This window comes from Rickettsia finnyi (assembly GCF_049668125.1).
Taxonomy (GTDB): Bacteria; Pseudomonadota; Alphaproteobacteria; order Rickettsiales; family Rickettsiaceae; genus Rickettsia; species Rickettsia kotlanii.
In genome coordinates this window covers 944,354-967,334 of record NZ_CP187160.1, presented here as the reverse complement: position 1 = coordinate 967,334, position 22,981 = coordinate 944,354, and the positions used below count along the sequence as shown (strand labels likewise).

Below are 22,981 nucleotides of genomic sequence, written 5' to 3'. Positions count from 1 at the left end.
AGAACCTAGATATATTAATATATATTAAGTGTAAAAAGAATTAGTGAGAAAATGCTAAAAGATCAGAATTTAGATATAGAAAGAAAGCAAGACCATATTGAAATTAATCTTACGAAAAACGTTGAATCTACACTTAAAAGCGGTTTTGAATCTATTCAATTTATTCATAATGCATTGCCGGAAATTAACTACGATAGCGTAAATACAACTACTACTTTCCTTGGAAAATCTTTACAAGCACCTATCCTAATTTCTAGTATGACCGGAGGTACGACTAGAGCTAGAGATATTAACTATAGACTTGCACAGGTCGCTCAAAAAGCCGGTATTGCTATGGGGCTTGGCTCTATGCGGGTTTTGTTAACGGAACCGGATACAATCAAGACATTTGCAGTAAGGCATATAGCTCCCGATATCCCTTTACTAGCCAATATCGGTGCAGTACAGCTTAATTATGGAGTGACACCTAAAGAATGTCAGTATTTAGTGGATGCTATTAAAGCCGATGCCTTAATTTTACACTTAAACGTGTTACAGGAACTGACTCAGCCGGAAGGTAATAGAAACTGGGAAAAACTGTTACCTAAGATAAGAGAAGTGGTTAATTACCTCTCTATTCCGGTAATTGTTAAGGAAGTAGGATACGGTTTATCTAAAAAAGTTGCTGAGAGTCTTATTGATGCAGGGGTTAAGGTTCTTGATATTGCAGGGAGCGGTGGAACATCTTGGAGTCAAGTGGAGGCTTATCGTGCTACAAATTCGTTACAAAACCGTATAGCTAGTAGCTTTATTAACTGGGGAATCCCGACTTTAGATTCTCTAAAAATGGTGCGGGAAGTCTCAAAAGATATTCCGATTATTACCAGTGGTGGGTTAAAATCCGGTATTGATGGTGCAAAAGCAATTCGTATAGGAGCTAATATTTTTGGATTTGCCAGTCAATTTTTAAAAGCGGCAGATACTTCTGAAAGCTTGCTTTTCGAAGAGATACAATTGATAATTGAGCAGCTTAAAATTACCATGCTATGCACCGGATCACGCACTTTAAAAGATTTAGCAAAAGCAGAGATTAGGTTGTAGTAAAATTTATATTCATAATATATTGGCACCAAATTCAAAAATAACTCTTTCGGCCTTGTAATCACTCATTTGAACAAGTTTAACTGCTTCAAGATAATTACCTTTGGTAAATTTGTTAATGACTTTCTGCCAAAATATTAATGCCGGTTTATTTTCAGGAATAACCGCAACTTCCCATAATCCTTTATGTATTTGCCAAATTTGCTTAGCTACTTTTATATTGATCTATGGAAAATTTATGTTTTTTCAATAAATATTTAAAATTTTCTATACATTCATATGTAGCAATTTGATGCCATATATCACTGACCTCTTTTTTCCATGATGAAGACCATTCGCCTTTAACTATATTTCGCACAGAATTTAAATATTCTTTTTTTTGCAATATCCATATTAGGCAAAAGAGCCCATAAAACTTTGGATAATAGTCTGTTAATGCTTTTTCTTGATTGAATTTGAAGGCATCAAGACTGCTTGTTAAAGGATTAATTAATACAAAACCTCTACGACCTAGATGTCCTACAATATGATCATTTAAATCTTCGTCCGGTACTAACTCGGTACAGAATATCCTTTTAAATATGGTTTTACAAATTCAAGATCTTCAGAAGCAGAATGTTCTACTACACTTAATAAATATAAAGTATCTTTTAGAGTTAATTCTTCAATTGGCGAAGCTTTAATTTTTTATACAAAAATGTATCTATTAAAATATGTCTTTTTGCTTCTGCTTCAGTTTGTTTTTTGTTTTATAGCTTTCTTACAATTATCACATGAACAACTAGAGTTATTGTTATGATTACATATAGGACCTAATAGAGCAAAACTCGTTTCTCCATAAACATAGCTATAATAATTTCTACTCTTTAGCTTAATAACTAAATTTGTATCTCGGTAGTATTTACAAAATAATTTATAATGCGTAACAAGCAGAAATAAACTAACTAAACTATTGGGGGATACATTAACATTAAATTCTTCTAATAAATTAGCTATTTTCTCATAGTTATAATAACGTTTTATTAAATCTTTGATTTGTTCTTCTGTTAAATGTGATAAATCTTTATGAGCCATAACTTAATATAAATTAATTGATTACTAGGTATATAATTGCAACTTATAAAAGTACATCTGTAATAGAAAAAATAATATAAATATACTACTATTTTTATTATAAAAGTAAAAATAGAAATTAAAAGACTATCAATATGAGGTAATTAGTAGACGAGATAAGCTTTGTAAAAAGCTTTTAGCCTTTATAACTGTAATAATAAATGCATATGAAACTTTTAAATACTCGACAGTGGAAACCTTGATTACTATTTGGCTTTCCGGTTCGATAAACTACAAAAATTGGCTAACTGTTCAGACTAGAGCGTGGTAAGCTAGTATTACAGAAAAAAGATATTTTTGTTTAGGTAAAGTTGATGGTAATATTTTAACAGTCCGTTTTATGTTCCGAGATAATCATATAAGAATTTTTGGAGCAAGATACTGGCGTAAAGGTAAGAGAATTTATGAGCAAGAGGATAAAATACACTGATGGAGAAATAGGGGAAGTAAAAATAGTAAAAGATTTCTTGCCGCACCTTAGAGAACTTTTATTAAAAGATGATTCAGTAAAAGTAACCATTTCTTTAAGTAAAGAGAGCGTAGAATTTTTAAAATCAGAAGTAGCAACTGCACATGTTCCTTATTAGGATTTTACTAGATAAATATACTAAGTATTATAAAGAAAATAAACAAGCATAACATACTCTTCTGCTTTTAAGAATTGCTTTTTGTTATCTTCATGAATTCATGTACTTACTTATTAAGTATAAGCTGTACACACTCACCATTTGATAACAAATTCAATTCTTGAAATCATGCGAGTATACCATAAACTGAGCTGGCGGAGAGAGGGGGATTCGAACCCCCGACACGTTGCCGTGAACACGCTTTCCAGGCGTGCGCCTTAAACCGCTCGGCCATCTCTCCCAAATTTTTAGCATTGCCTGTATGGCTTCCTATGTCATTCTCACAAGGTATTGATGTTGTTGCATAGAGTAAAAAGCCTACTCGATATCATCCCAGCGGAAGCGAGGATCCCAAAAAATAAACCTATAAAAACAATTTTTTTGTAGATTTTACTGGATTCCCGCTTTCGCGGGAATGACATAAAACAATCTATGCCACAAAGCCTTTAGTCGCTTGCAATGATGACTCGGGTATCCATACTACAAAGCTAAGACTTATTCTGAGAAAAAATATTATTGGCTTCTTCTAGCTCATTTTTAGTATTAACACCAACAATTAAATCATGATCAGTAGATAATAAATATGAAACTTTTTCACCGTGATTTTTACATATTTTTACTATTTCAGTTAAATAAATTTCCTTATGACCGTTAGTATTAGTAGCAAATAAAGGTAAGTATTTATTTAAAATTTCGCTACTGAAAGCCATAATACCTGAATTACAAAGCTTTATGTTTTTCTCTTCTGCGCTTGCATTTTTATGTTCGATTATCTCTAAAAATTCACCATTTTTATCAGTAACTATTCTCCCATATTGAAGCGGATTTGCTCTCTCAAAGCCTAAAGTCACTAATGCAGAATTAGTAAGGCTTAAATAAGCTATTAATTCATGCATAAGTCTTGGAGTAATAAGAGGATGATCAGCGTATAAAACTAATATTGTTTTATTTTTATTAATTAAATTTATTGCTGCATAAGTAGCATGAGCTGTGCCTTTAGGTTCTTCTTGCAGTACAAAGCGACACATATTTTCATAGGGCGTTAAATGTTTTTTAAGTTCTTCTGAATAAACTATAATTACATCATTTGTGACGTTAAGCGAATTCTTTAATACCGTTTCAAGCATTGGAACTCCACCGACTTTATACATTACTTTCGGTAAATCGGACTCCATTCTAGTACCTTTACCGGCTGCTAAAATAATTATTTGATAGTTTGCATCGTTATAAGTCATGGTTCTCCTTGTATTATTTCGTAAACATCATCAGATAACTCATAATTCCCAAAAACTCTTTGCACATCATCGCTTTCTTCTAAAACTTCCACAAGCTTTAGTAATTTTTCAGCTTTGTCCTTATCATCTATAATTATTGTATTTAATGGGATCCAGCCTATATACGAATCTTCAGGTATGCCGTATTTGCCAGTGAAAAATTCTAGAACTTTAGAGAAATTTTCAATATCCGTATAGATGGTATGGGTGGTATCATTGGATATAATATCATGCCCCCCAGCTTCTATGGCTGCCTCTAAAACATCTTCATTAGATGCTATATTTATTGGATACTGAATAACTCCGCAATGGTTGAATAAATAATTGACACTACCGGTTTCACCTAAACTCCCACCATATTTAGTAAAACTAGAGCGTACTTCTGCAGCAGTGCGGTTTTTATTATCGGTTAAAGCTTCAACTATTATAGCAATACCATTCGGTGCATAACCTTCATATCTAATTTCCGTATAATTTTCGGTATTAGAAGAATCATTAGCACTATTAATAGCTTTATCTATTCTTTCTTTAGGGAGATTTTGACTACGTGCGGCGGTTAAAGCATTTCTAAGACGTGGATTATTTTCAGGGTTATTAGAAGAACCGGTTTTAGCTGCAGTAACTATTTCACGAATTAATTTAGTGAAAACTTTTGCTCTTTTTTTATCTTGAGCCCCTTTACGATGCTGAATATTTTTGAACTTTGAATGACCGGCCATATTTATTTCTTTATCTTTCAAAAGTAGTATTATATACTCTGAAGTAAAATGAAAAATAATATACGAAGATCAACTTGAAAAAGAGCAAGGAGTCTGCAAACCGAGGAGCGGAGCATATAATAAATACTCAGCACCCGAGGACTTAAAAAGACGACGTAGCTAATTTTTTAAGTTCATCAAATATATTGTTTCTCCAAAAACGATTAATTAACCTTGTTTTGCTTTAAATCTTTTATTCTTTTTATTTATTACAAAAATTTTGCCTCTTCTTTTAACGATCTGACAATCTTTATCACGTTTTTTTAACGATTTTAATGAGCTAACAACTTTCATAAAATATACTTTTACATTTAATTTGGATTGATAATAAACATTTTTATTTAATCAGTCAATTAGGTTCTGTACTCTTGTAATAGAATAATCATAATTATAGCTATTTTTAGCTGCAAGTTATAAGATTTTTTTTGGCAATATGAATAACTATTTCTGCAAAAATCTTATTAATTTTTGCTAAAAAATATTGCAAAATTATAATCATTAATCAAAAGTGTACAGGACCTAACAATTTAAAGCATTTTTAAAAATACCATGCTTCGTGGTTTTTAAATATAAATTTAACCAATAATTACAAAGGGATCAAATTATGAATAAATATTCATTATATAACTTTACTTAAGAAACTATAAATGAAATCAAGCAAAATGGAAGAGAATGGAGTTTAAACAAACCATATTATGATGAATTTCTTGTTGAATTACCGAAATTAGTTCAAAAATTTGATCTATCTGAGGATGATTCTACTATATCTCCGGAAATGTCAAAGGAACAAAATAATCTTAACGATCAACAACTTGCAGCTTTGATTCATCAAGCAACTGCTCACGCTAACAGAGAGGAAATACCACAATCTTCTAATAGTTCTAATAGAGGAGAGAGTGGTACAGAAGATACTATTTTAGGTATGCAAGCTAAGGATTTAGTAACATTAATTAATGCCGGAGTGCAAGCTTTAGATGGGACTACTAATCCTCAAGGTAGCACTGCTGAAGACTTTGTAACACAAATAAGTAATCTTGTTCGAGCGACAGGAGGCGATATTAATAATTTGTTGGATATGGTATCCGATATATTAGGTAATCCTCAAAACACTAATGATGCTGCTTGGGATTTAGATTAATCCTTTTACCTCTTAAATGCTATAACTTCCCTTGCTTCATAAGATAAGTTATGGTATGCTAGTTTATCTTATTGTAACTCAAGTTATTTTAGCGTTGCCGGTATGGTTTGGGAATTATGCCAAAATTGTCATTGCGAGCGACTACAAGGAGCGTGGCAATCCAGCAAAACAATAAAAAAATTCTGTAAATCAGAATTTTTTACTGGACTGCTTCGTCAATTACTCCGTAATTTCCCTCGCAATAACGTTAAAACCATACTACTCCTATTATTATCCTTTATTCTCTTCTCTAAGCCGGCTATTGCCGATCCTGAAATAGCTGAATCCTTTAAATGTTCAAAACTTTTTCCTTACTTTGAAAAAAAATTTAATATCCCATCTAATACGTTACATTCAATAGCTTTAAAAGAATCGGGAAAAAAACATACAACCCGTAAAATTAGAGTAGTATGGCCTTGGACGGTAAATGTTGAAGGAAAAGGCTATTATTTTAACACAAAAAGAGAAGCTGTAAGTTTTGTTAGAATAGAGCTTATAAAAGGGCGAGAGAGTATTGATGTCGGATGCATGCAGATTAACTTAAGGCATCATTTAGGGGCTTTTAATTCCCTTGAACAGGCATTTGATCCAAATAATAACATTCGTTACGGTGCAGAATTTTTGCGTTCAAAATATGATCAGCTAGGGAGCTGGCACAAGGCGATAGCTCATTATCATTCAGCTACACATTCTTTAGGGTTTAAATATAAACAAGATGTAGTTAAAATAGCAAGTAATATGGCTCTTTATAAAGCATCCTTACATAGTTATCTAAATAATAATGAAGGGGCTTTAGAAGATACAATTCCAGTAAATAATAACAAAGTTCAAAAAAAATCACTTTTTAGTGGCAATACAAGATATAGAAGTAGTATTATGATACCGGTTCCTGCTAAAATTAATTAATTCTATGAATATTAAATTTGGGGCGATTGTACCGAAATTCATAAATTATTAGAGGGAAAATTATCTTTTTCAGAACAACAAATAAAAAAAGAAAATAAAATTCATGAGAAATATAAACAATTTTATTTAAAACATAATAATCCTACTAATTTTTCTATGCAATTTCTTGAGAAAAAATCTGAGACTAAATGGAGTAGAAACTTTAATATCAGGTTTTTCAAAATTTTGTGAAGATAATTTTCAAACTAGTAAAAGTAAATCTAATTCCCTAAATTATTATATTAAAAAACAACAAAACCAATGGTTTAATGATATAAGAAATGAGAATTACAAAATATATTATAGAAAAAAATACGAAGATAATATCTTTAGAAATAATTAATTAAGGCAACTATATATCTTGTATAACCTCAATTGTTTCGATACTGAACAAAAGTGCATAGATTATTTTACTGATATACGTTAGGCTAACGGAGCTTATTGTCCGTATTGCGGCAACCAAAAGATTGTTCATTATGCGGATGGAACGAATCACAAATGTTCGGCATATAAAAAGCGTTTTAGTATCAAAGTCGGCACAATTTTTGAAAATAGTAAGATTTCTTTAAAGAAATGGTTTACAGCAGTTTTGCAAGTTACTACGTAAAAAAAAGTTTATCACCATTACAGCTTTCAAGAGATATTAATGTTACCCAAAAAACTGCATGGTTTATGCTTTTCATAGGATTAGAGAAGTGACTAAACTAGAAAGTTTTAGTATTCCTTTAAAAAGCACTGTAGAAATAGATGAGACGTATATTGGTGGTAAAGAAAAGAACAAACATCACAATAAAAAAACTCAAGGTACACAAGGTCGCAGCACAAAGACAAAAACCGTTGTAATCGGCATGATAGAGAGAAACGGTAACGCTAAGGCTCAAGTTATAACAAAGGTTAATTCAAAGACCATAGAAAAAATTGCAATAAATAATATTCTAATAGGGGCAACTATTTTATCTGATGAATGGGGAGCTTACAATTAGGTAAATATATAAGAGAGTCTGTGTCCACAAACACGATAGAAAGCTTTTGGGCGGTGTTTAAGCGTGGTAATCGTATAGCCCGCGGCTTATTTTCATCAGGATCAATAAAGAAAGTATCGCTTAGTGGATCAATATATTTGTGGTAAAATTTTATAAAAGCTGCTAAAGTAGAGCTAGCAAGCCCTTGGCCTAAGAAGTTTTTATTACCTATACCGAAATCAAGAGTTATCGTATGACCTGATTTAGACAAATATTTTCATTGAATATCAGATAAATTGTGGTCTTTTTCAAGGCTATCCGATAATATAAAACAAAACGGTTCATTATTTATAAAACCAATCCAATAATTAGTTGTCCCGTAAAAATAATGCTGTTTTTTGCCGGCATAATGTCATTATAATTAGTATATATAAAGAGCCAGGGGAAATCTGGCGTGAAAAATTACCTGAAATTGTAGCAGAATTAGCTAGAGAATGGATAATTTATCTTTCAATTATGTTCTATCAGGGTATCAAAATAATAAGCCTATTATTATATTGAAACTAAGCTGTGCTGCTAAAGACCTAACAAACGAAGCGGAAGCTTTAAAAGTTTTTTCAGGGTTTGATGCTGCAACTATTCTGGCCCAAAAAGATAATGCTTTATTACTTGAGAGAGCGGTATCTGGTATTGCCTTAAAAGAATATTCATCAGATAACCAAATTACTATAGCTTGTTCTGTTATGAGCAAGTTGCACAGAGCATCTATACCAAAAATGCACCAATTCCCTAATATCAAGGATCAGCTGAAAGCTTTGGATCAAGAATGGGATTTGCCTAAAACTTACTTACAAAAGGCAAGAAAATTGAGAGATAAACTTCTTCACAATCCTGAACCTCAAATTTTACTTCACGGTGATTTACATCATGAGAATATATTACAAAATGATACGCAATGGGTAGTCATTGACCCTAAAGTAGTAATTGGATATCCTATAAATGAAGTATGGATTTTTGCCATGAATACTGAGCAATACACAAAATTTGCAGCAAATTATTTTGGCTTTAAGTTACAAGAGGTTAGAAGCTGGTATTTTGTCCAGCTTGTTTTAGCTATCTGTTGGAATCTTGAGGATGGAATAGAAAAATGAATTATTTTTAAAACTTGCTGATAAAGCATATAGTCTAGTTTAAGTTAATGCCAATATAAATATCAACTATTGCATTATGTGGATCACTACTTCTTTCATCATATATTTCAAAGTCAGCTATGTAAGCTTTTTCCCCTCCTAACATTGCCATATCCATATGCCATATTTTTTGCCACATATCAATAACAACTTTAGGCATTTGATCAGGATCGGATGTAACTTTTGCATAAGTCTCATAATTTGTATAAACTGAAAAAACTTTTTTCGGAGTTTTTCTATTTAGGATTTTGTCTTGTATCTAACTTTTTTTGAAAAGCAAAAAGTCCTTAGTTTATAATATATTTACTGTGTGAAGTATTTATAAATTGAAATAGCAATAAAACATGGTGGAGCCAGGGGGAGTTGAACCCCCGACCTTTTGAATGCCATTCAAACACTCTACCAACTGAGCTATGACCCCAATATAGTCAATTGATTTGAACTCACCTGCATCGTCACTCATCGTTCTCCTATTAGTTAGGCTTAACTCTTCGCTCCTGGTGTGCAAATCCCACTGACTTGACTATAATTCTCTTATACTATCTTTATACTATAATAATAAAACTAAATCTATAAAATTTAATCTTTATTTTGCTAACAATGCCATAGCATCTCTAGAAGACATTATATTATCTACTAATCCAAATTTTTTTGCTTCTTCCGGTGACATGAAATTATCACGTTCCATACTTTTTTCGATATGTTTTAACTCTTGTCCAGTATGTTTACTATACAATTCGTTAAGTAACCTTTTGATTTTTAGGGTTTCTTGAGCGTGGATTTCTATATCGGTAGCTTGTCCTTTATAACCTCCTGACGGTTGATGGATCATAATACGACTGTGAGGTAAACTATAACGCATCCCCTTCTCGCCCCCGCACAGTAAAAGTGAGCCCATAGAACAAGCTTGACCTATGCATAATGTAGCCACTTTAGGTTTTATATATTGCATTGTGTCATAAATCGCAAGACCTGCGGTTACAACTCCTCCGGGGGAATTGATATACATATATATATCTTTTTTAGGATTTTCTGCTTCAAGAAACAATAATTGTGCAACAATTAAGTTTGCCATATGATCTTCAACAGTACTACATACAAAGATTATACGTTCTTTTAGTAATCTTGAATATATATCATAAGCACGTTCACCGCGTGATGTTGGTTCAATTACGATCGGTACATACGACATTAATATTTTCTCCTGAAATTGATGAATTAAGTAGTTTTTTGTCATTACGAGGAGGTTATTTTAATAACCGACGTGGTAATCTCATGAAGTAGCATAGAACTCCTGAGATTGCTTCGTTGAAATTTACAGTTTCTCCTCGCAATGACTTATAGATTATTACTTCTTATCTTCTAAAACATTAGCAAGTATATCTCCCATATTGGTAGTATTATCACTAGAACCATATTCTTTGAGAGCTTTTTGACGTTCTGCTATTTTATGAGCTTTTACCGATAATAAAATTCTACCGGTGGATTTCTCGATAGAAATAACTTTTGCTTCTATTTCTTCGTCTATTTGAAACATTTCAGGCTTCTGCTCGTCTTTTTCATCCGATAGTTCAGTTCTTTTAATAAAACCTGTTACTTTATTGTTTAATAATACTTTGAGTCCCTCATCTTTAACTTCTGTTATAAGGGCTTTAACTATTGTGCCTTTTTTATATTCATCACTGATTTCTTGATATGGATTCGGCGACAATTGTTTTATACCTAAACTAACTTGTTCTTTTTCAATATTAATGGCTAGAACTTTGCATTCTATTTCGTCACCTTTTTTGTATGATTTTAATAGATCTGTTCCTTTATCTTCCCAGCTAATATCACCTTCATGAATCATGCCGTCCATATTATTACCGAGTGCAACAAAAATACCGAAATCCGTAATATTTCTAATCGGTGCTTTAATTATAGTACCGACAGGATTATTTTCAGCGAACTTTGTTAAAGGATTTTCTTGGCATTGTTTAATACTTAAAGAAACACGATGCTTTTCAGTATCGACCTCTAAAACTACGAATTCTACTTCTTGCCCTATAGTTAACGTTTTTCTAGGATTTTGATTAGATTTTAACCAACTAATTTCGCTTGAATGAACAAGTCCCTCAAGCCCGTCTTTTAATTCTATAAATACGCCGTAATCAGCAAAATTTGTAACTTTACCGGTCATTTGTTTACCGACGGGGAATGCTTCTTTAATTGCTTCCCATGGGTTAGAATCAAGTTGTTTTATACCGAGTGATATTCTTTTGGTTTTTTCATCAAACTTAATAACCATTACTTTAACCTTTTGGTTAAATTCTAACACTTCTGAAGGATGGTTAACTCTTCCCCAAGAAATATCGGTTAAATGTAATAAACCGTCAACACTTCCAAGATCGATAAACGCACCGTAATCAGTAATATTTTTTACGGTTCCTTCTAATACCATGCCTTCTTTAATTTTAGATAGCATCTCATCTCTAGCTTCAGAACGTGATTCTTCTAAAATAGCTCTTCTTGAAACTACTATATTACCAAGCTTTTTATCCATACTTAAAATTTTAAACGGTTGCTTGATATTCATTATAGAAGTAGGATCTTTAATAGGTCTAACGTCAACTTGGCTCCCTGGTAAGAATGCTACTACACTAGATAAATCCACGGTAAAGCCTCCTTTTACACGACCGAAAATTGTACCGTCGACAAATTCGCCCTTGGAACACATGATTTCTAGTTGTCCCCATAATTCTTCTTTAACTGCTTTTTCACGGCTCAATATCGTTCTGCCGTTACGTCCTTCAATTTTCTCGATGAAAACTTCAACTACGTCCCCAACTTCAGGTAAAGCTAAAAATTCAGACTTAGGTATTCTACCTTCATTTTTTAATCCAACGTCAACAATAATTATATCGTTTTTTATTTCGATTACTTGACCTTTAACTACCGTTTTTTCTTTTATATGACTTGTATCAACGGTTTCAAGCATTTTAGAGAAATCTTCTTCAAATTCGTGATTCATTGCTGCAAGTTGTGGAACAAATCGTTGTTTTAGTTTTATTGACATATTCTTCTCGTAATATTAGCTAAAGTGCCTAGGCTAATAAAATTTTTTTGTAAGGTTAATAAAATTGGATGCTCTTGCATGGCTAAAAAAAGCGTTCTATGTTATTCCCGCGTAGGTGGGAATCCAGAAAAAGCGAAACTATTTAAGCTTTTAATGTTAAAAATTCAGTGTGTTTTGACCTTTTAGTTACTGAATCCCCGCCTACGTGGGTATGACATACTAGCCATGCAATAACGCCATAAAATCGAATAAAATAATCTAGCACTTTTTCAAGTTATTTTATTCTTTATATAATTTGTTACTTCTTCTACGACTTCCATAGCTGAAAGCTTTGAAGTATCGATAATTAAAGCATCTGAAGCCGGTAATAACGGTGCAGCTTTTCGCTCTTTATCTCTTTTATCTCGCAAAATTATTTGCCGTAAAATCTCATCGAGTATACATGTTTTCCCTTTTGCTTGCAACTGCTTATATCGTCTTTCCGCCCTAATTTGAGGATTTGCGGTTATAAAAATCTTTAAATCGGCGTCAGGTGCAACAACGGTGCCTATATCCCTACCCTCCATAATCATTCTAGGTGTTATTTTTACTAGATGCATCAGATATTTGTTTAGATTATTTCTAATTTCACTTATTACGGCAATTTGCGATGCTATATTTCCTATATTCTCATTCTCTAAGTCAAAATTATTGTCGAGTTTTAATTCTTGAGATAAAGCAATTACCGCATCTATATCAGTAACATCTATTTTTTGACTAATACAGTCAAACGCAAGCTGCCTATAAACAATACTTGACTGAAAATATTTAAGAGAAAATTTCTTAGCCAGTATTAAACCGATAGTCCCTTTACCTGAAGCAGCAGGACCGTCAAGAGAAATAGTGAAATTTTGTGAAATATTAAAGGCTTTAGTTTTTAAATCCACCATAAAATTATAGACTAAATAATAAAATATTATAAATAATGGAAATAAGGCTTGAAATCTAGTACATTAATGAATTTTAAAAAAAACAAGGGTTAAAACTACATATAGATTTAGTAGTACACCCTCCTATGGGGTAATCAACAAATTAATTTTTTGATTTACAGCTTTAGCGTATTTTTGAAGGCTTAAGAAATTAGGAATATGATGTCCGCTTTCCATTCTTGCTATTTGAGCTTGAAAAGTAGACATTTTTTAGTAACATCCGTCTGAGTCATATTAGATGCAAGACGAGCCTTTATTAAAGTGCTTGCTATCTTAAATTCCATTTTTCGTTCTTCATAAGTTTTTTTCTTCAGGGTTTGATAATAACTCTTTTTTAAATTCATCAAAGTTTTTCATTAAAACCTTCCTTTAATCTTAAGTTTTAGCTATTGAAATAGCTGTTTTAGGAGTTTTTTTCTGTTTTTTTAATAAATGTATGCAATATAACTATTTTTTTATCCATAGCTAAATAATAGTTCCCAAAGTTTGCCTTCTATATAATCTTTTTAACATATAACTTGAACTAATCAATTGACACTTATCTTAATTGTAAATATTATAATGTCCATAATTCGATAAAGCCAAAACTACATAAAGATTAAAAAAATTATAAGGGTGATTAGCTCAGTTGGTTAGAGCATTACGTTGACATCGTAAAGGTCAGAGGTTCAACCCCTCTATCGCCCACCAGCATACAGTCAAGCTTTTTGTAATCTACTAATTTTACCTCCCTACTCCATATGCTCACTATATGCTCATCGCGTTTTTAAAAATGGTACTCTAATTCTCTTACTACCTTGACTAAACCTGATGTTTAAGTTGAGGTCTTATGCACACTATATGCTCATCACATTTTACTAATGATTGTGTAACACATGATCATGGTAATCAAAATTCAATCATTTTCTACAATTTTGTTGGTAATTTTATTCCTCCTGAATGGAGTAACCTATCCTCTAGTAATGGTAAAATTTTAAGTAAAACCTCAAGACAACTCCTATCTCTAATAGTCTTCCGCTTGCAAATCTACTATAACAATAGTATCGACGAACTTCAGGAAACCTATCATTTCTTTGAAGAACACTTAGGAGTTTGTCAAGAACGTGTCAGACAGTGCCTAATTGAATTAGAAAAGAGTGGTTTCATTAAGTTTTATAAAGCAACTATTATTAAATATGGTATTAAATGCCGCAATACTCCTTGTATTAAGCTGGCTAGAAATTTCCAGCCATTTTCTCAAAAAATTCTCAATGAAAATGAAAAAAATTTGGGCTTAACTCAAAATAAATTTGGGGTGAAACCCAAAGAAATTTTGCCTCAACCCCAAAAAAGTTTGGACCAGTACATATATATAGATAATAATAAAAATATATCTAATAAATCTAGATATAGCAAATCTATAATTTTTCAAAATGAACAAAATGAAACTGTTCAAAATCAACAATTACTACAATATTCACAACAACAAAAGCTTGCACAAGAGTTAAAATTCGCAACAACAAGATCGGCTAATAATCAGCAAGAGAGTGAAAATACCAAAACAGCCAAAAGTGATTTTATCGTTGGTCCATTACAGATTAATAAGGCATTGCAAGCAGTGCTTGATAAGGTGGATAAGGCAAGATGTAAGCAAATAGCATCACCAGCTAATAATGATTCAGCAGTAGAATCTGTAAAGAATAAAGGCTGGTTCAAAAGAAAAAAATTAATAGATTTCCATCCCTTAACTCAAGAAGAGGCCGATTTATTACAGGTAAAATCAAATCGAGAATTTAATCTTAATTTCATCAATAAGCTCTTATTGAAGCTAGCAGAACAATATCCAGAATATCATTTTGGTCATAAGAAAGTCCTACTGAACTATATGGCTAAAGCTTTAGCTCATGAGCTCAGAGAAACTACTAAAGCCAACAGCACTACATTTCAGTTTAAATCTAGCGATGTAAACAAAGCCAAAGACCGACATCTAGATAAGATAGAAAGTAGCCTTGATACTAGCAAGCAAGCTCAGCTAAAACGTAAAATTGTTGGTAGTTTTGATCCTGATACAGCTTATGAATTACTAAGTTCTTGCTACTTTATTGGGGTAGTAGGTAATAGCTATCAAATAAAATTGCTTAAAAACATTACGCTTTCAGAACATAGCCAAGATAAAATACTACAGCAAGTACGAATGATCTATGGCAGTAATATTGGGCAATTACAAATCATACCATTTGCTGAGCTTGAAGCTAAGCATAATAATACTGAAGATGAAAAACAAAATTACCTATTGCAGCTTAGCAAGCAATTAAATCCTAATTCAATATGGTACAGGGCACGGAAATTTCTTATTGAACGTTATAACCAATATATTGATTTTGGGGTATTAAGTAAATTAGTAGTGGTAGAGGAAGATATAGTCAACAACAAGGTAATCCTTAAATCAACAACGGCTTTTAATGATTACTATGTTAGAAATCGTCATATGCAAGATCTAGAAGAAGCTTTTAAGACTCAAGATTATTGCTTTGAATTAATCAAGTTTGAATATAACTAAGCTATTGTGGTAATTGATAATTTGTAATAACTACTTCATCAGATATTTTATTGTGCTCAGGCATAGAATATTTAACCTTAATAGTACTAATATTAAAATTTTTGTATAAGTTTCTAATAAAGGGAGTATTACTATTAGAAACCATTATTTTAACATTTTTATCATTGAGTTCTGTAGCAAAATCTTTAAGTCTCGTTTGCTCATTTTCATCAAAGGGTAATCTGGTATAAAACTTCTCACCTGATTTATGATAAGGAGGATCAAAATAAACAAAATCATCTTGTTGTGGTTCAATGAAAGAAAAATCCATAGCACAAATAGATGTGTCAGCTAAAAGCTGACTACACTGTTTTAATCGAGAAGCAATATCAGATTTACTATAGTTTCTACCAGAGAAAGTTTGAGCTGGCTTCCCATCAATATTAATCCGGTAAATGCCTTTAAATGAATATCTATTAAGATAGATAAATCTTGCAGTAATTTTTGCTGGGTCATTACTATCATTATTACTTCTAACTTGGTAATAATGCTCTTTGGAATGTTTTTCTTTATGAGAGTCTAATAGTTTACTGACCTTATCTGGATTCTTCTTTATTGCGTTATAGCTAGTTACTAGCTCTAGATTAATATCAGATAAATAGCATTGTTTAAATTTATCTCTAATTTGAAAAAATAAAGCCCCACCACCAAGGAATGGTTCATAGTAGTTATTCAGTGTTGATGGAAGAAACTTAATTAATTGATCGGCAATTTTTCTTTTACCACCAACCCATTGTAGGAATGGTTGTGATTTATCTGAGTTCTTTACTGACATGAAATTATTATTAAAATATTTATACTAAATTATAGTATAAAATAGGTTTAAATGCCAGCAAAATACTGTATTACAAGGGATTTTCAAGGAATTCTTGATGTTTTCTGTAACATCATTAATACTAGTTTTGATTTGTATGTAATAGACAAAGATCTGAGCTAACAAATAATAGTAATTTAGCTGTGTCTCATTTATGCAGCTCTTTATTAAATTGTGTAGAAATCTGTCAAAAAAGCTCTTAAATCCTCTGTACTTCATGGAATAGTTAGGATATCTGTCCTTGTTAAGAGCAGCCGTGGTGCAGTTCTAGTTCAGAGGTTAAATTAAAAACTACAAAATTTTAGCACTTTAACCTCTGAGCTGTTTTCTGAACTTTAACAGCAAGGAGATGCTATGACAATTAATAATCAAAATCAACCAAAAGATAATCATAATATTACTAAAACAAATTGGAATCTTCAATTATCTCCCATATCTGTCACATTAATACCATATCAGCAAGAAGAGAATATCATTAACTCGACGATCACAAATTATACTGATATAATTAAATATAAATTAGAGTTACAAGAAGCAAATAATAAATTGAAAGAATCTGAGTTATTTAAAAGAGATGTGGTGCAAAATATGGTACATGGATTAAAGATTCCATGTAATGGGATTTTTTCATTAGTAACAGCCCTTTATGAAATAGAGGATCATCCTGAAAAAAAGGATTATTTAGCTAGTGTGGTAAATTGTGCTGAAGAATTACTGGATTATTATAACAATATACTTAGTTATTTACAGAATAATTCAGGATTACCTCCTATAGTTTTTAATAAGTTTGATCCAAAACAGTTGGTAAATAAGATTATTGATAAAGCGATGCCAATAGCTCAACGTAAGGGATTAAATTTATCTTGTAATTTTCAGTATGATTTAACAAATGCTATAATTAGTGATACTTATCGAATAGGGGCAATATTAGAGCAGTTAATAGATAATTCTATTAACTTTACTAAAGAAGGTAAAGTTGTGGTAACAGTGAACATGTTTGCTATTAGTCCAGCCGTTTCAGAATCAGAACAACAAAACAGAGAAATGGTATTCCAATTTATGGTGCATGATAGTGGTGTTGGTTTGTCTAAAGAAATCAGGCAACATCTTCATGAAAAGATTGATAAATTTGATGTTGCTATGCAATATAATGGACTTGGATCAGGATTAAGTTTTGTAAAGCGTCTAATTAGTGAGCTAAATGGAGAGATTGAAGTAACAAGTGAAAAAGGTAAAAGTACTACTATTGTCTGTAATATACCAATTAAGTTACCTCTTCTTGATGATCTGATTTATGATACATAATGTTGATATTGATAAGGTTTTGATGATTATGTATTAACTAATAATGATGATTTTCTTGATTATTGTACTTCACTTGCTACACTTAAGTAAATTATAGTAAGGAAGGATATATGGCAAGAAGTCAAGAAAATCATCAAAAAACTATAGATCCTATTACAGGAAAGTTAAATTTACCTAAAGGTATAGATCTTGAGCTAGACAAAATAAAAATTACAGATCTATCAAATTGCCGATATAGTAAAAGGCTATTAACGAAGATCATGCTTATTAATAAGATGTCTAAGAACATGGTTGATCTTAATAAAATTAAAAAAGCAATTTATTTTGCTAAAAAGTATCATGGCAGGCAAAAGAGAGAAACAGGAGAATTCTATTACTCACATCCTTTAGAAGTAGCATACATGGTTTCTGATTATTTATTTAGAACAGATATCATAGTAACTAGCATATTGCACGATTGTATTGAAGATACATTACTTACTAAAGAAATGATAGTAAAAGAGTTTGGCTATAAAATCGCAGGTCAAGTTGAAGATTTAACACGAGTTAAAAAGGATAAAAAAATTAGTGCAGCAGAAGTGGTTAAAATATTATATCAGCAGAAGAAAAAAGAGTTGCTATTAATTAAGTTATTTGATCGGCTACATAATGTACAAACAATAGGAGCTAAAACCCATAAAAAAGAACAGAAAACAATTTTAGAAACTTTACAGGTCTTCTTAGCTCTTGCTACTTATCTCAAAATACCAAAAGTTGCAAGACAATTACACACACATTGTTTAAATATAACTACAAATTACAAAAAATTAAATTTATATAATAACACAGTCCCATTCTCTCCTCTTACTCCACAATAACGGTAAATTGTTATTATGCAATAAATATCTTTAATAGTCCGTCCGCCAAAACTCTACAAGCCTTGTAGGCAATAGGGTTGTAAGGCAAAAAGTAATAGTAAAATCCATAAAAAAATGAAGGGTTTTATATCAAAAGCTTATGGAAATAAGAAAAAATCGCAATGGGAAAATTGAGTGCGTTTTGGAAAATATGGTGTTTTTTTGATACAAAAATTTGAAATCAGCCATCAAAATCATAGTAATTTGCTCTAAAATCGCACTATTTTTGGGAATTAGTGCCTAAAGCGATATTTTCTTAAGTTTTAGCGGACGGACTTAATACTCTTTATTATACCTAATTGAATTTACTTAACTATAGAATGCTATTCAATTTTATTGCAGTGATGCTTTAATAGTTTTCTCTTGATTGTTAAGATAATTTAATTTATTGTTAAGATGTAATTTCTCTGCTTGTTGTTTAGCTTTACCACAATATTCCAAAGCTTTGTTGAAATCGCCTTTGCTAAAATAAGCATCTGAATAAGTTATATAAAAAAGCATTTTTATCATGTAATCAGATGTTTGCTCAATTAAGTTATTGTATTTATTAAACTCTATTATTACTTTATCCACTTGGTTAGTTAAAATAAGTAGTTGTCCATACAATCTAATTGATAATAAAAAACCTTTAGTTCTATTAGCTGCCTTAAATAAAATCATTGATTCTTGAATTGATTTAATAGCATTCTCTATTTCTAGTGTATTTATATTAGTTTTATCTGTTTTTTTACTTTTCTCTAAGACAAGATTGGCTTTATGATACACTAATCTTGCCTTCAATATTTTCATATCATTGTCTTTTTCTGAATTATTTATTTTTATATTATTGTACTCATCAAATGCTTTATTTAGTTTTTCTTCAGCCTCATGATAATTACCGATTTTATAAAAATATGCTGAATATAAGGCTAGCATTTCACATTTTAACATTTCTAAGCCGTCAATTTTCTGCAAATATGCATTAACCTGATCAAGTATCTTTAGAAAATCTGTATACTTTTCTTGATAATAGTAGATTGTAGCAACCATCAAATCCATTTTTATAAGATTTTCATTATATTTATCCTGAAATTGAGTTTTAAAGTGCTGACTAGTTTCAATAATTTGTTGAAAAGAATTAGTTAGTTTAAATTCTTGCTCATTATCTATAAAAAATTGTAATAGGGATTCAAACCACCTTAAATTTAAGGTAGGATACATATTATTGTTTTTATTTAGTATCTTATCGAACTGATGACGTAAAACTGTTTGTACTAGACGATGGAGGGAAATATTATTATCGTTATCATAATTGATCATGGAATATTGCCATAATAGAGCAATATGTTTATTTAATGTTAATTCTGGCGATGATAAATCAGGATGAGCAGTTTGCAGCCATGTAAGCAATAGTTTTCGAGAGATTTTGTCTGGTGCTAAGTAAGCACATACTATTAAAAGTTCAATAGCTATTGGTGGTTCATTGTTAATTCTAGTATCTCTAACAATTTCATCTAAGGTAATGTTCCAGGTTACTGCCACTGGGTAACTATAATTATTTGTCTCTTCTAAAAAAGAATTATCTGATAATAATTCTGATTCATACTTCTTGTAAAGGTCTAAATATTCTGGAATAGCAATATGTTTTTGCTTAATATAAGCACTAGCTTGTACTAGTGCTAAGGGTAAATATCCTAAAATTTCTACTAATTCCCTTATAGCATTTTCTTCTTCTAATGCCACATTTCGCTGTATTAAAGTCTTTATTGTTTTAATAGATTCTTCTTCTGTCATGACGTCAATGGGCAATATTGAAAATTTTGTTGGCCAATGACGTTGACGAGTTGTTAAAATTACATGTCCCCCAGTTTCTGGTAAAAATGGTGCAATTTCACGATAGTTATTTACGTTATCATAAATTAAAAGCCATCCTGGATTATCAACTAGCCATTGTTTAACATAAGCGATAATGTTTTCTTTTGTATAGATGTTTTCTGTATATCCTAATAGCTTAGCGAATTCAATATATTTATTATACAAATCATCAATGTTCTCTGCAGGAAACCAAGCTTTAAATGTATACGGATGTTTTGTGTGCGTGACATATTGCAAAGTTAATTGTGTTTTTCCAATTCCTCCAAGTCCAGCACATGCACTAATTGCCACATTACTTATTCCTTCTGGTGTATGATTCTGACGTAATTTATTGTGTAAATTATTCAATAATTTTTCTCTACCAACAAAAACGTTATCTTGTCTAGGTATATTCCAAGTAGTCACATTCTTAGGAAATATTATTGATTCTTGTGGTTTAAGGTAAGGCATTTCTGCTTTTTGACTTTTAACCGTTGTTCTAACAGCTGGGTCAAATATTAAAAGATAAGTACCACAAATAATCAAAACCAATACACCAACTATTGGTAAATAAATATTCCTAACTTTAGCTTGAATATTTTTGTCTGTCAAATAGGAGTGAGGGGCAACTAAACTAGTCTGATTTGACATAATATTATTATATCTTTCCCTGAACTTAACAATAATATTCTCTACATTTGTATTAGAAAAAACTTTTGTGATAATTTCTAAAAAAATAAAATGATATTGTTTGGATAGAGAAAGATTAATATATTCAAAATTAGTTCGCTTAGGTAAAAATTCTAAACCTTGTTTTTCCTGTGTTGTAAGGAAAAATACTTTAGATATATCCTGATCATTAGACATAACAATAGATTGTCGTTTAGGTATATTAGTTTTATTTACAGATAAAACATAGATAGTACATTGCTTTTTATCTTCGCCATGTGTCCCCTTATGCATGAGAACTATAGGAACATTATCAGAATATTCTCGCAGTTCTATAAAAACTGTTATGCCTACAAGTTGTAAATCCCTACGTATCTTATAAATCATCCAGTTTAAATCATTGTTTCCTAGCATCTGCAAAACAATAAAAAAAGATATATTATAAGGCTTTGTTAATATTAAAATTTCCTTTAAGTTTTTTTTAAATTCTTGTTGAATTAATAAACTTAAATAGTAACTTTGTATTAGTTTATATTTATCGGACTTTTCCATAAAGTTTATAATGCCCTCTCGAACATTTGTTCCTATTTTCCGTTTGATGTTAGAAATATGACTTTCAATAGTTCTTGTCTCAACCTGTTTATCCTCATTTGATAAAAAATTAGCTACTCCTTTTATGTTCTTCCCATGCATAATGCATGCTATTACATCTATTTCTCTTGATGTAAATCTAATATTGTTAATTACACGTAAATGTTTTTCATATATTTCTTGCGGACACATAGTCTTTATCTTCCATAAAATCTAATTTATTTAAACTATTATTATTCTATAAGGTTAAAAGACATCGTCATATATGGATCAGTCAAAAATGCCTTCTCTCACATGATCGCTTCTCTTATCAATTACCAGTTACTACCTAACAAACCGTCTATCGACTCTTTCCTTAATTCTTGACTTATTTTAATTCGCTATTCACGTTAAATTATATAATTGTCCTAATAGGATACATTTAAATAACAATCACTCGCTATAACCAATCCTGCCTAAGAGGCTGTCTTGAAAGTGGATTGATAACAACAATAATACACTAATTCATAACAAACAGTTTAAAATCTATATAAAAAACAGTAATTTTGCTAAAACATGTAAATTTTTTAGACATAAAATAGTACTAAAAAAGTAACATGTTGAAGTACTATGTAATTAGATAATTAGTCTTTCAAGACAGGTTCTAAGTCAGATCTCAGTTTACTGTTCTTTAAATAATTACTTACTTGATTCCAGTTAATTATTTGTTCTAACTTAAGTACATTATCTTTACTTAATCTGTCTCTTCCAACAACTGTAAATATATCCATTCTAATAATTCTTAATGATTATAATCTCTTCATTAATATCTCTTTCTTATTATTGACTACTTAATTCAGTTATTTTCAGAGGTCTTTAATAGATAAATTTTTACATTAATATCTACGTGTTTTTTACTTATGTATAATACTTACTGTTTTTTTAAGAGTTGTAATAATTCTAATTTAAGTTTTAATACATTCTACCAAATTAGTAAGGTCAGGGAGTTAAATATTGTACTTAAGTTACTGTAAAATAATCAGCTTTTTCCCTCCATAAATTTAAAAGTAAAGTTCCAAGAGTTATATCTCTTTATGGAGTTTAGTGTACTAATGTGGAGTTAATAGTTAATTACAGGGATCAAAAGCTGATTATTTTATAACAAACG

The 22,981-nt window shown here is 30.8% G+C and carries 21 protein-coding genes, 3 tRNA genes and 4 pseudogenes; 12 read left to right on the top strand and 16 right to left on the bottom strand.

Annotated features, from left to right (window positions below):
* Nucleotides 1-51 precede the first annotated feature (51 nt).
* Entirely contained in the window at nt 52-1,080 is a 1,029-nt protein-coding gene (gene fni, locus ACPKKV_RS05260; RefSeq protein WP_392506569.1) for a type 2 isopentenyl-diphosphate Delta-isomerase, read from the top strand.
* Nucleotides 1,081-1,092: 12 nt separating this feature from the next.
* On the opposite strand, the gene ACPKKV_RS05255 is transcribed toward fni, so the two are convergent.
* Both ACPKKV_RS05255 and ACPKKV_RS05250 read right to left on the bottom strand, forming a co-directional pair.
* Nucleotides 1,093-1,305: a hypothetical protein gene (locus tag ACPKKV_RS05255; protein WP_392506855.1), complete on the bottom strand. Its 213-nt coding sequence runs from the start codon at nt 1,303-1,305 to the stop codon at nt 1,093-1,095.
* Between the two features lie 507 nt (nt 1,306-1,812).
* Nucleotides 1,813-2,154: a hypothetical protein gene (locus tag ACPKKV_RS05250; protein ID WP_392506568.1), complete on the bottom strand. Its 342-nt coding sequence runs from the start codon at nt 2,152-2,154 to the stop codon at nt 1,813-1,815.
* Between the two features lie 443 nt (nt 2,155-2,597).
* Between ACPKKV_RS05250 and ACPKKV_RS05245 the strand changes: the two are divergent.
* Nucleotides 2,598-2,832, top strand: a pseudogene (locus ACPKKV_RS05245) (CopG family transcriptional regulator).
* A 140-nt stretch (nt 2,833-2,972) separates the two neighbouring features.
* Here the strand turns inward: ACPKKV_RS05245 and ACPKKV_RS05240 are convergent.
* From ACPKKV_RS05240 to ykgO, 4 genes are all read right to left on the bottom strand, one after another.
* A tRNA-Ser gene (locus tag ACPKKV_RS05240) sits at nt 2,973-3,060 on the bottom strand.
* Nucleotides 3,061-3,307: 247 nt separating this feature from the next.
* Nucleotides 3,308-4,054, bottom strand: coding sequence for a sugar phosphate nucleotidyltransferase (locus ACPKKV_RS05235; RefSeq protein WP_392506567.1), 747 nt, complete (start codon nt 4,052-4,054; stop codon nt 3,308-3,310).
* On the bottom strand, nt 4,051-4,812 hold the full coding sequence (locus ACPKKV_RS05230; RefSeq protein ID WP_392506854.1) for a YebC/PmpR family DNA-binding transcriptional regulator: 762 nt from the start codon (nt 4,810-4,812) through the stop codon (nt 4,051-4,053). Before ACPKKV_RS05230 ends, ACPKKV_RS05235 begins: the two co-directional genes overlap by 4 nt.
* Nucleotides 4,813-5,019: 207 nt before the next feature.
* Entirely contained in the window at nt 5,020-5,145 is a 126-nt protein-coding gene (gene ykgO / locus ACPKKV_RS05225; RefSeq protein ID WP_004998227.1) for a type B 50S ribosomal protein L36, read from the bottom strand.
* Between the two features lie 349 nt (nt 5,146-5,494).
* On the opposite strand from ykgO, the gene ACPKKV_RS05220 reads away from it, so the two are divergent.
* The 4 genes and pseudogenes from ACPKKV_RS05220 to ACPKKV_RS05205 all read left to right on the top strand — a co-directional run bounded on the left by ACPKKV_RS05220 (nt 5,495) and on the right by ACPKKV_RS05205 (nt 7,956).
* Entirely contained in the window at nt 5,495-5,989 is a 495-nt protein-coding gene (locus ACPKKV_RS05220; protein ID WP_392506850.1) for a hypothetical protein, read from the top strand.
* A 102-nt stretch (nt 5,990-6,091) separates the two neighbouring features.
* Complete coding sequence (locus tag ACPKKV_RS05215; protein ID WP_392506566.1) at nt 6,092-6,934, top strand: lytic transglycosylase domain-containing protein; 843 nt, start codon at nt 6,092-6,094, stop codon at nt 6,932-6,934.
* Between the two features lie 18 nt (nt 6,935-6,952).
* A pseudogene (locus ACPKKV_RS05210) lies at nt 6,953-7,316 on the top strand (DUF2532 domain-containing protein); the annotation flags it as partial.
* Nucleotides 7,317-7,668: 352 nt separating this feature from the next.
* Complete coding sequence (locus ACPKKV_RS05205; RefSeq protein ID WP_392506564.1) at nt 7,669-7,956, top strand: transposase; 288 nt, start codon at nt 7,669-7,671, stop codon at nt 7,954-7,956.
* Here ACPKKV_RS05205 and ACPKKV_RS05200 read toward each other — a convergent pair.
* A complete protein-coding gene (locus tag ACPKKV_RS05200) occupies nt 7,922-8,206 on the bottom strand; it encodes a hypothetical protein (protein WP_424492212.1) in 285 nt (94 codons plus the stop codon). The genes ACPKKV_RS05205 and ACPKKV_RS05200 overlap by 35 nt on opposite strands.
* A gap of 223 nt (nt 8,207-8,429) precedes the next feature.
* Between ACPKKV_RS05200 and ACPKKV_RS05195 the strand changes: the two genes are divergently transcribed.
* Complete coding sequence (locus ACPKKV_RS05195) at nt 8,430-9,086, top strand: aminoglycoside phosphotransferase family protein (RefSeq protein WP_392506563.1); 657 nt, start codon at nt 8,430-8,432, stop codon at nt 9,084-9,086.
* 34 nt (nt 9,087-9,120) lie between these two features.
* On the opposite strand, the gene ACPKKV_RS05190 is transcribed toward ACPKKV_RS05195, so the two are convergent.
* The 6 genes and pseudogenes from ACPKKV_RS05190 to ACPKKV_RS05165 all read right to left on the bottom strand — a co-directional run bounded on the left by ACPKKV_RS05190 (nt 9,121) and on the right by ACPKKV_RS05165 (nt 13,505).
* Nucleotides 9,121-9,372, bottom strand: a complete 252-nt coding sequence (locus ACPKKV_RS05190) for a GyrI-like domain-containing protein (protein ID WP_392506848.1) — start codon at nt 9,370-9,372, stop codon at nt 9,121-9,123.
* Nucleotides 9,373-9,470: 98 nt separating this feature from the next.
* Nucleotides 9,471-9,546: transfer RNA gene (locus ACPKKV_RS05185), tRNA-Ala, on the bottom strand.
* 165 nt (nt 9,547-9,711) lie between these two features.
* On the bottom strand, nt 9,712-10,317 hold the full coding sequence (gene clpP, locus ACPKKV_RS05180; RefSeq protein ID WP_392506846.1) for an ATP-dependent Clp endopeptidase proteolytic subunit ClpP: 606 nt from the start codon (nt 10,315-10,317) through the stop codon (nt 9,712-9,714).
* Nucleotides 10,318-10,473: 156 nt separating this feature from the next.
* Nucleotides 10,474-12,180: a 30S ribosomal protein S1 gene (locus ACPKKV_RS05175; protein ID WP_392506562.1), complete on the bottom strand. Its 1,707-nt coding sequence runs from the start codon at nt 12,178-12,180 to the stop codon at nt 10,474-10,476.
* Nucleotides 12,181-12,449: 269 nt separating this feature from the next.
* Nucleotides 12,450-13,109, bottom strand: coding sequence for a (d)CMP kinase (gene cmk / locus ACPKKV_RS05170; RefSeq protein WP_392506561.1), 660 nt, complete (start codon nt 13,107-13,109; stop codon nt 12,450-12,452).
* A gap of 123 nt (nt 13,110-13,232) precedes the next feature.
* Nucleotides 13,233-13,505: pseudogene (locus ACPKKV_RS05165) on the bottom strand (helix-turn-helix domain-containing protein).
* Nucleotides 13,506-13,761: 256 nt separating this feature from the next.
* On the opposite strand from ACPKKV_RS05165, the gene ACPKKV_RS05160 reads away from it, so the two are divergent.
* Nucleotides 13,762-13,838, top strand: a tRNA-Val gene (locus ACPKKV_RS05160).
* 139 nt (nt 13,839-13,977) lie between these two features.
* Complete coding sequence (locus tag ACPKKV_RS05155) at nt 13,978-15,687, top strand: hypothetical protein (RefSeq protein WP_008579937.1); 1,710 nt, start codon at nt 13,978-13,980, stop codon at nt 15,685-15,687.
* A gap of 1 nt (nt 15,688) precedes the next feature.
* Here ACPKKV_RS05155 and ACPKKV_RS05150 read toward each other — a convergent pair whose 3' ends face one another.
* Nucleotides 15,689-16,501, bottom strand: coding sequence for a DNA adenine methylase (locus ACPKKV_RS05150; protein WP_011477104.1), 813 nt, complete (start codon nt 16,499-16,501; stop codon nt 15,689-15,691).
* 393 nt (nt 16,502-16,894) lie between these two features.
* Between ACPKKV_RS05150 and ACPKKV_RS05145 the strand changes: the two genes are divergently transcribed.
* Both ACPKKV_RS05145 and ACPKKV_RS05140 read left to right on the top strand, forming a co-directional pair.
* A complete protein-coding gene (locus tag ACPKKV_RS05145; protein WP_008579934.1) occupies nt 16,895-17,845 on the top strand; it encodes a sensor histidine kinase in 951 nt (316 codons plus the stop codon).
* Nucleotides 17,846-17,955: 110 nt separating this feature from the next.
* The gene (locus ACPKKV_RS05140; protein ID WP_008579933.1) at nt 17,956-18,702 is read left to right on the top strand and encodes an HD domain-containing protein; all 747 of its coding nucleotides are present in this window, start codon (nt 17,956-17,958) and stop codon (nt 18,700-18,702) included.
* A gap of 372 nt (nt 18,703-19,074) precedes the next feature.
* Here the strand turns inward: ACPKKV_RS05140 and ACPKKV_RS05135 are convergent, their stop codons facing one another.
* The gene (locus tag ACPKKV_RS05135; protein WP_008579932.1) at nt 19,075-22,026 is read right to left on the bottom strand and encodes a DUF7779 domain-containing protein; all 2,952 of its coding nucleotides are present in this window, start codon (nt 22,024-22,026) and stop codon (nt 19,075-19,077) included.
* Between the two features lie 78 nt (nt 22,027-22,104).
* Here ACPKKV_RS05135 and ACPKKV_RS05130 point away from each other — a divergent pair.
* Nucleotides 22,105-22,200: pseudogene (locus tag ACPKKV_RS05130) on the top strand (IS982 family transposase); the annotation flags it as partial.
* Nucleotides 22,201-22,457: 257 nt separating this feature from the next.
* Here the strand turns inward: ACPKKV_RS05130 and ACPKKV_RS05125 are convergent.
* Nucleotides 22,458-22,604 (bottom strand): hypothetical protein, encoded by a 147-nt coding sequence (locus tag ACPKKV_RS05125; protein ID WP_008579931.1) that lies wholly within the window; start codon nt 22,602-22,604, stop codon nt 22,458-22,460.
* Nucleotides 22,605-22,981: the final 377 nt, after the last annotated feature.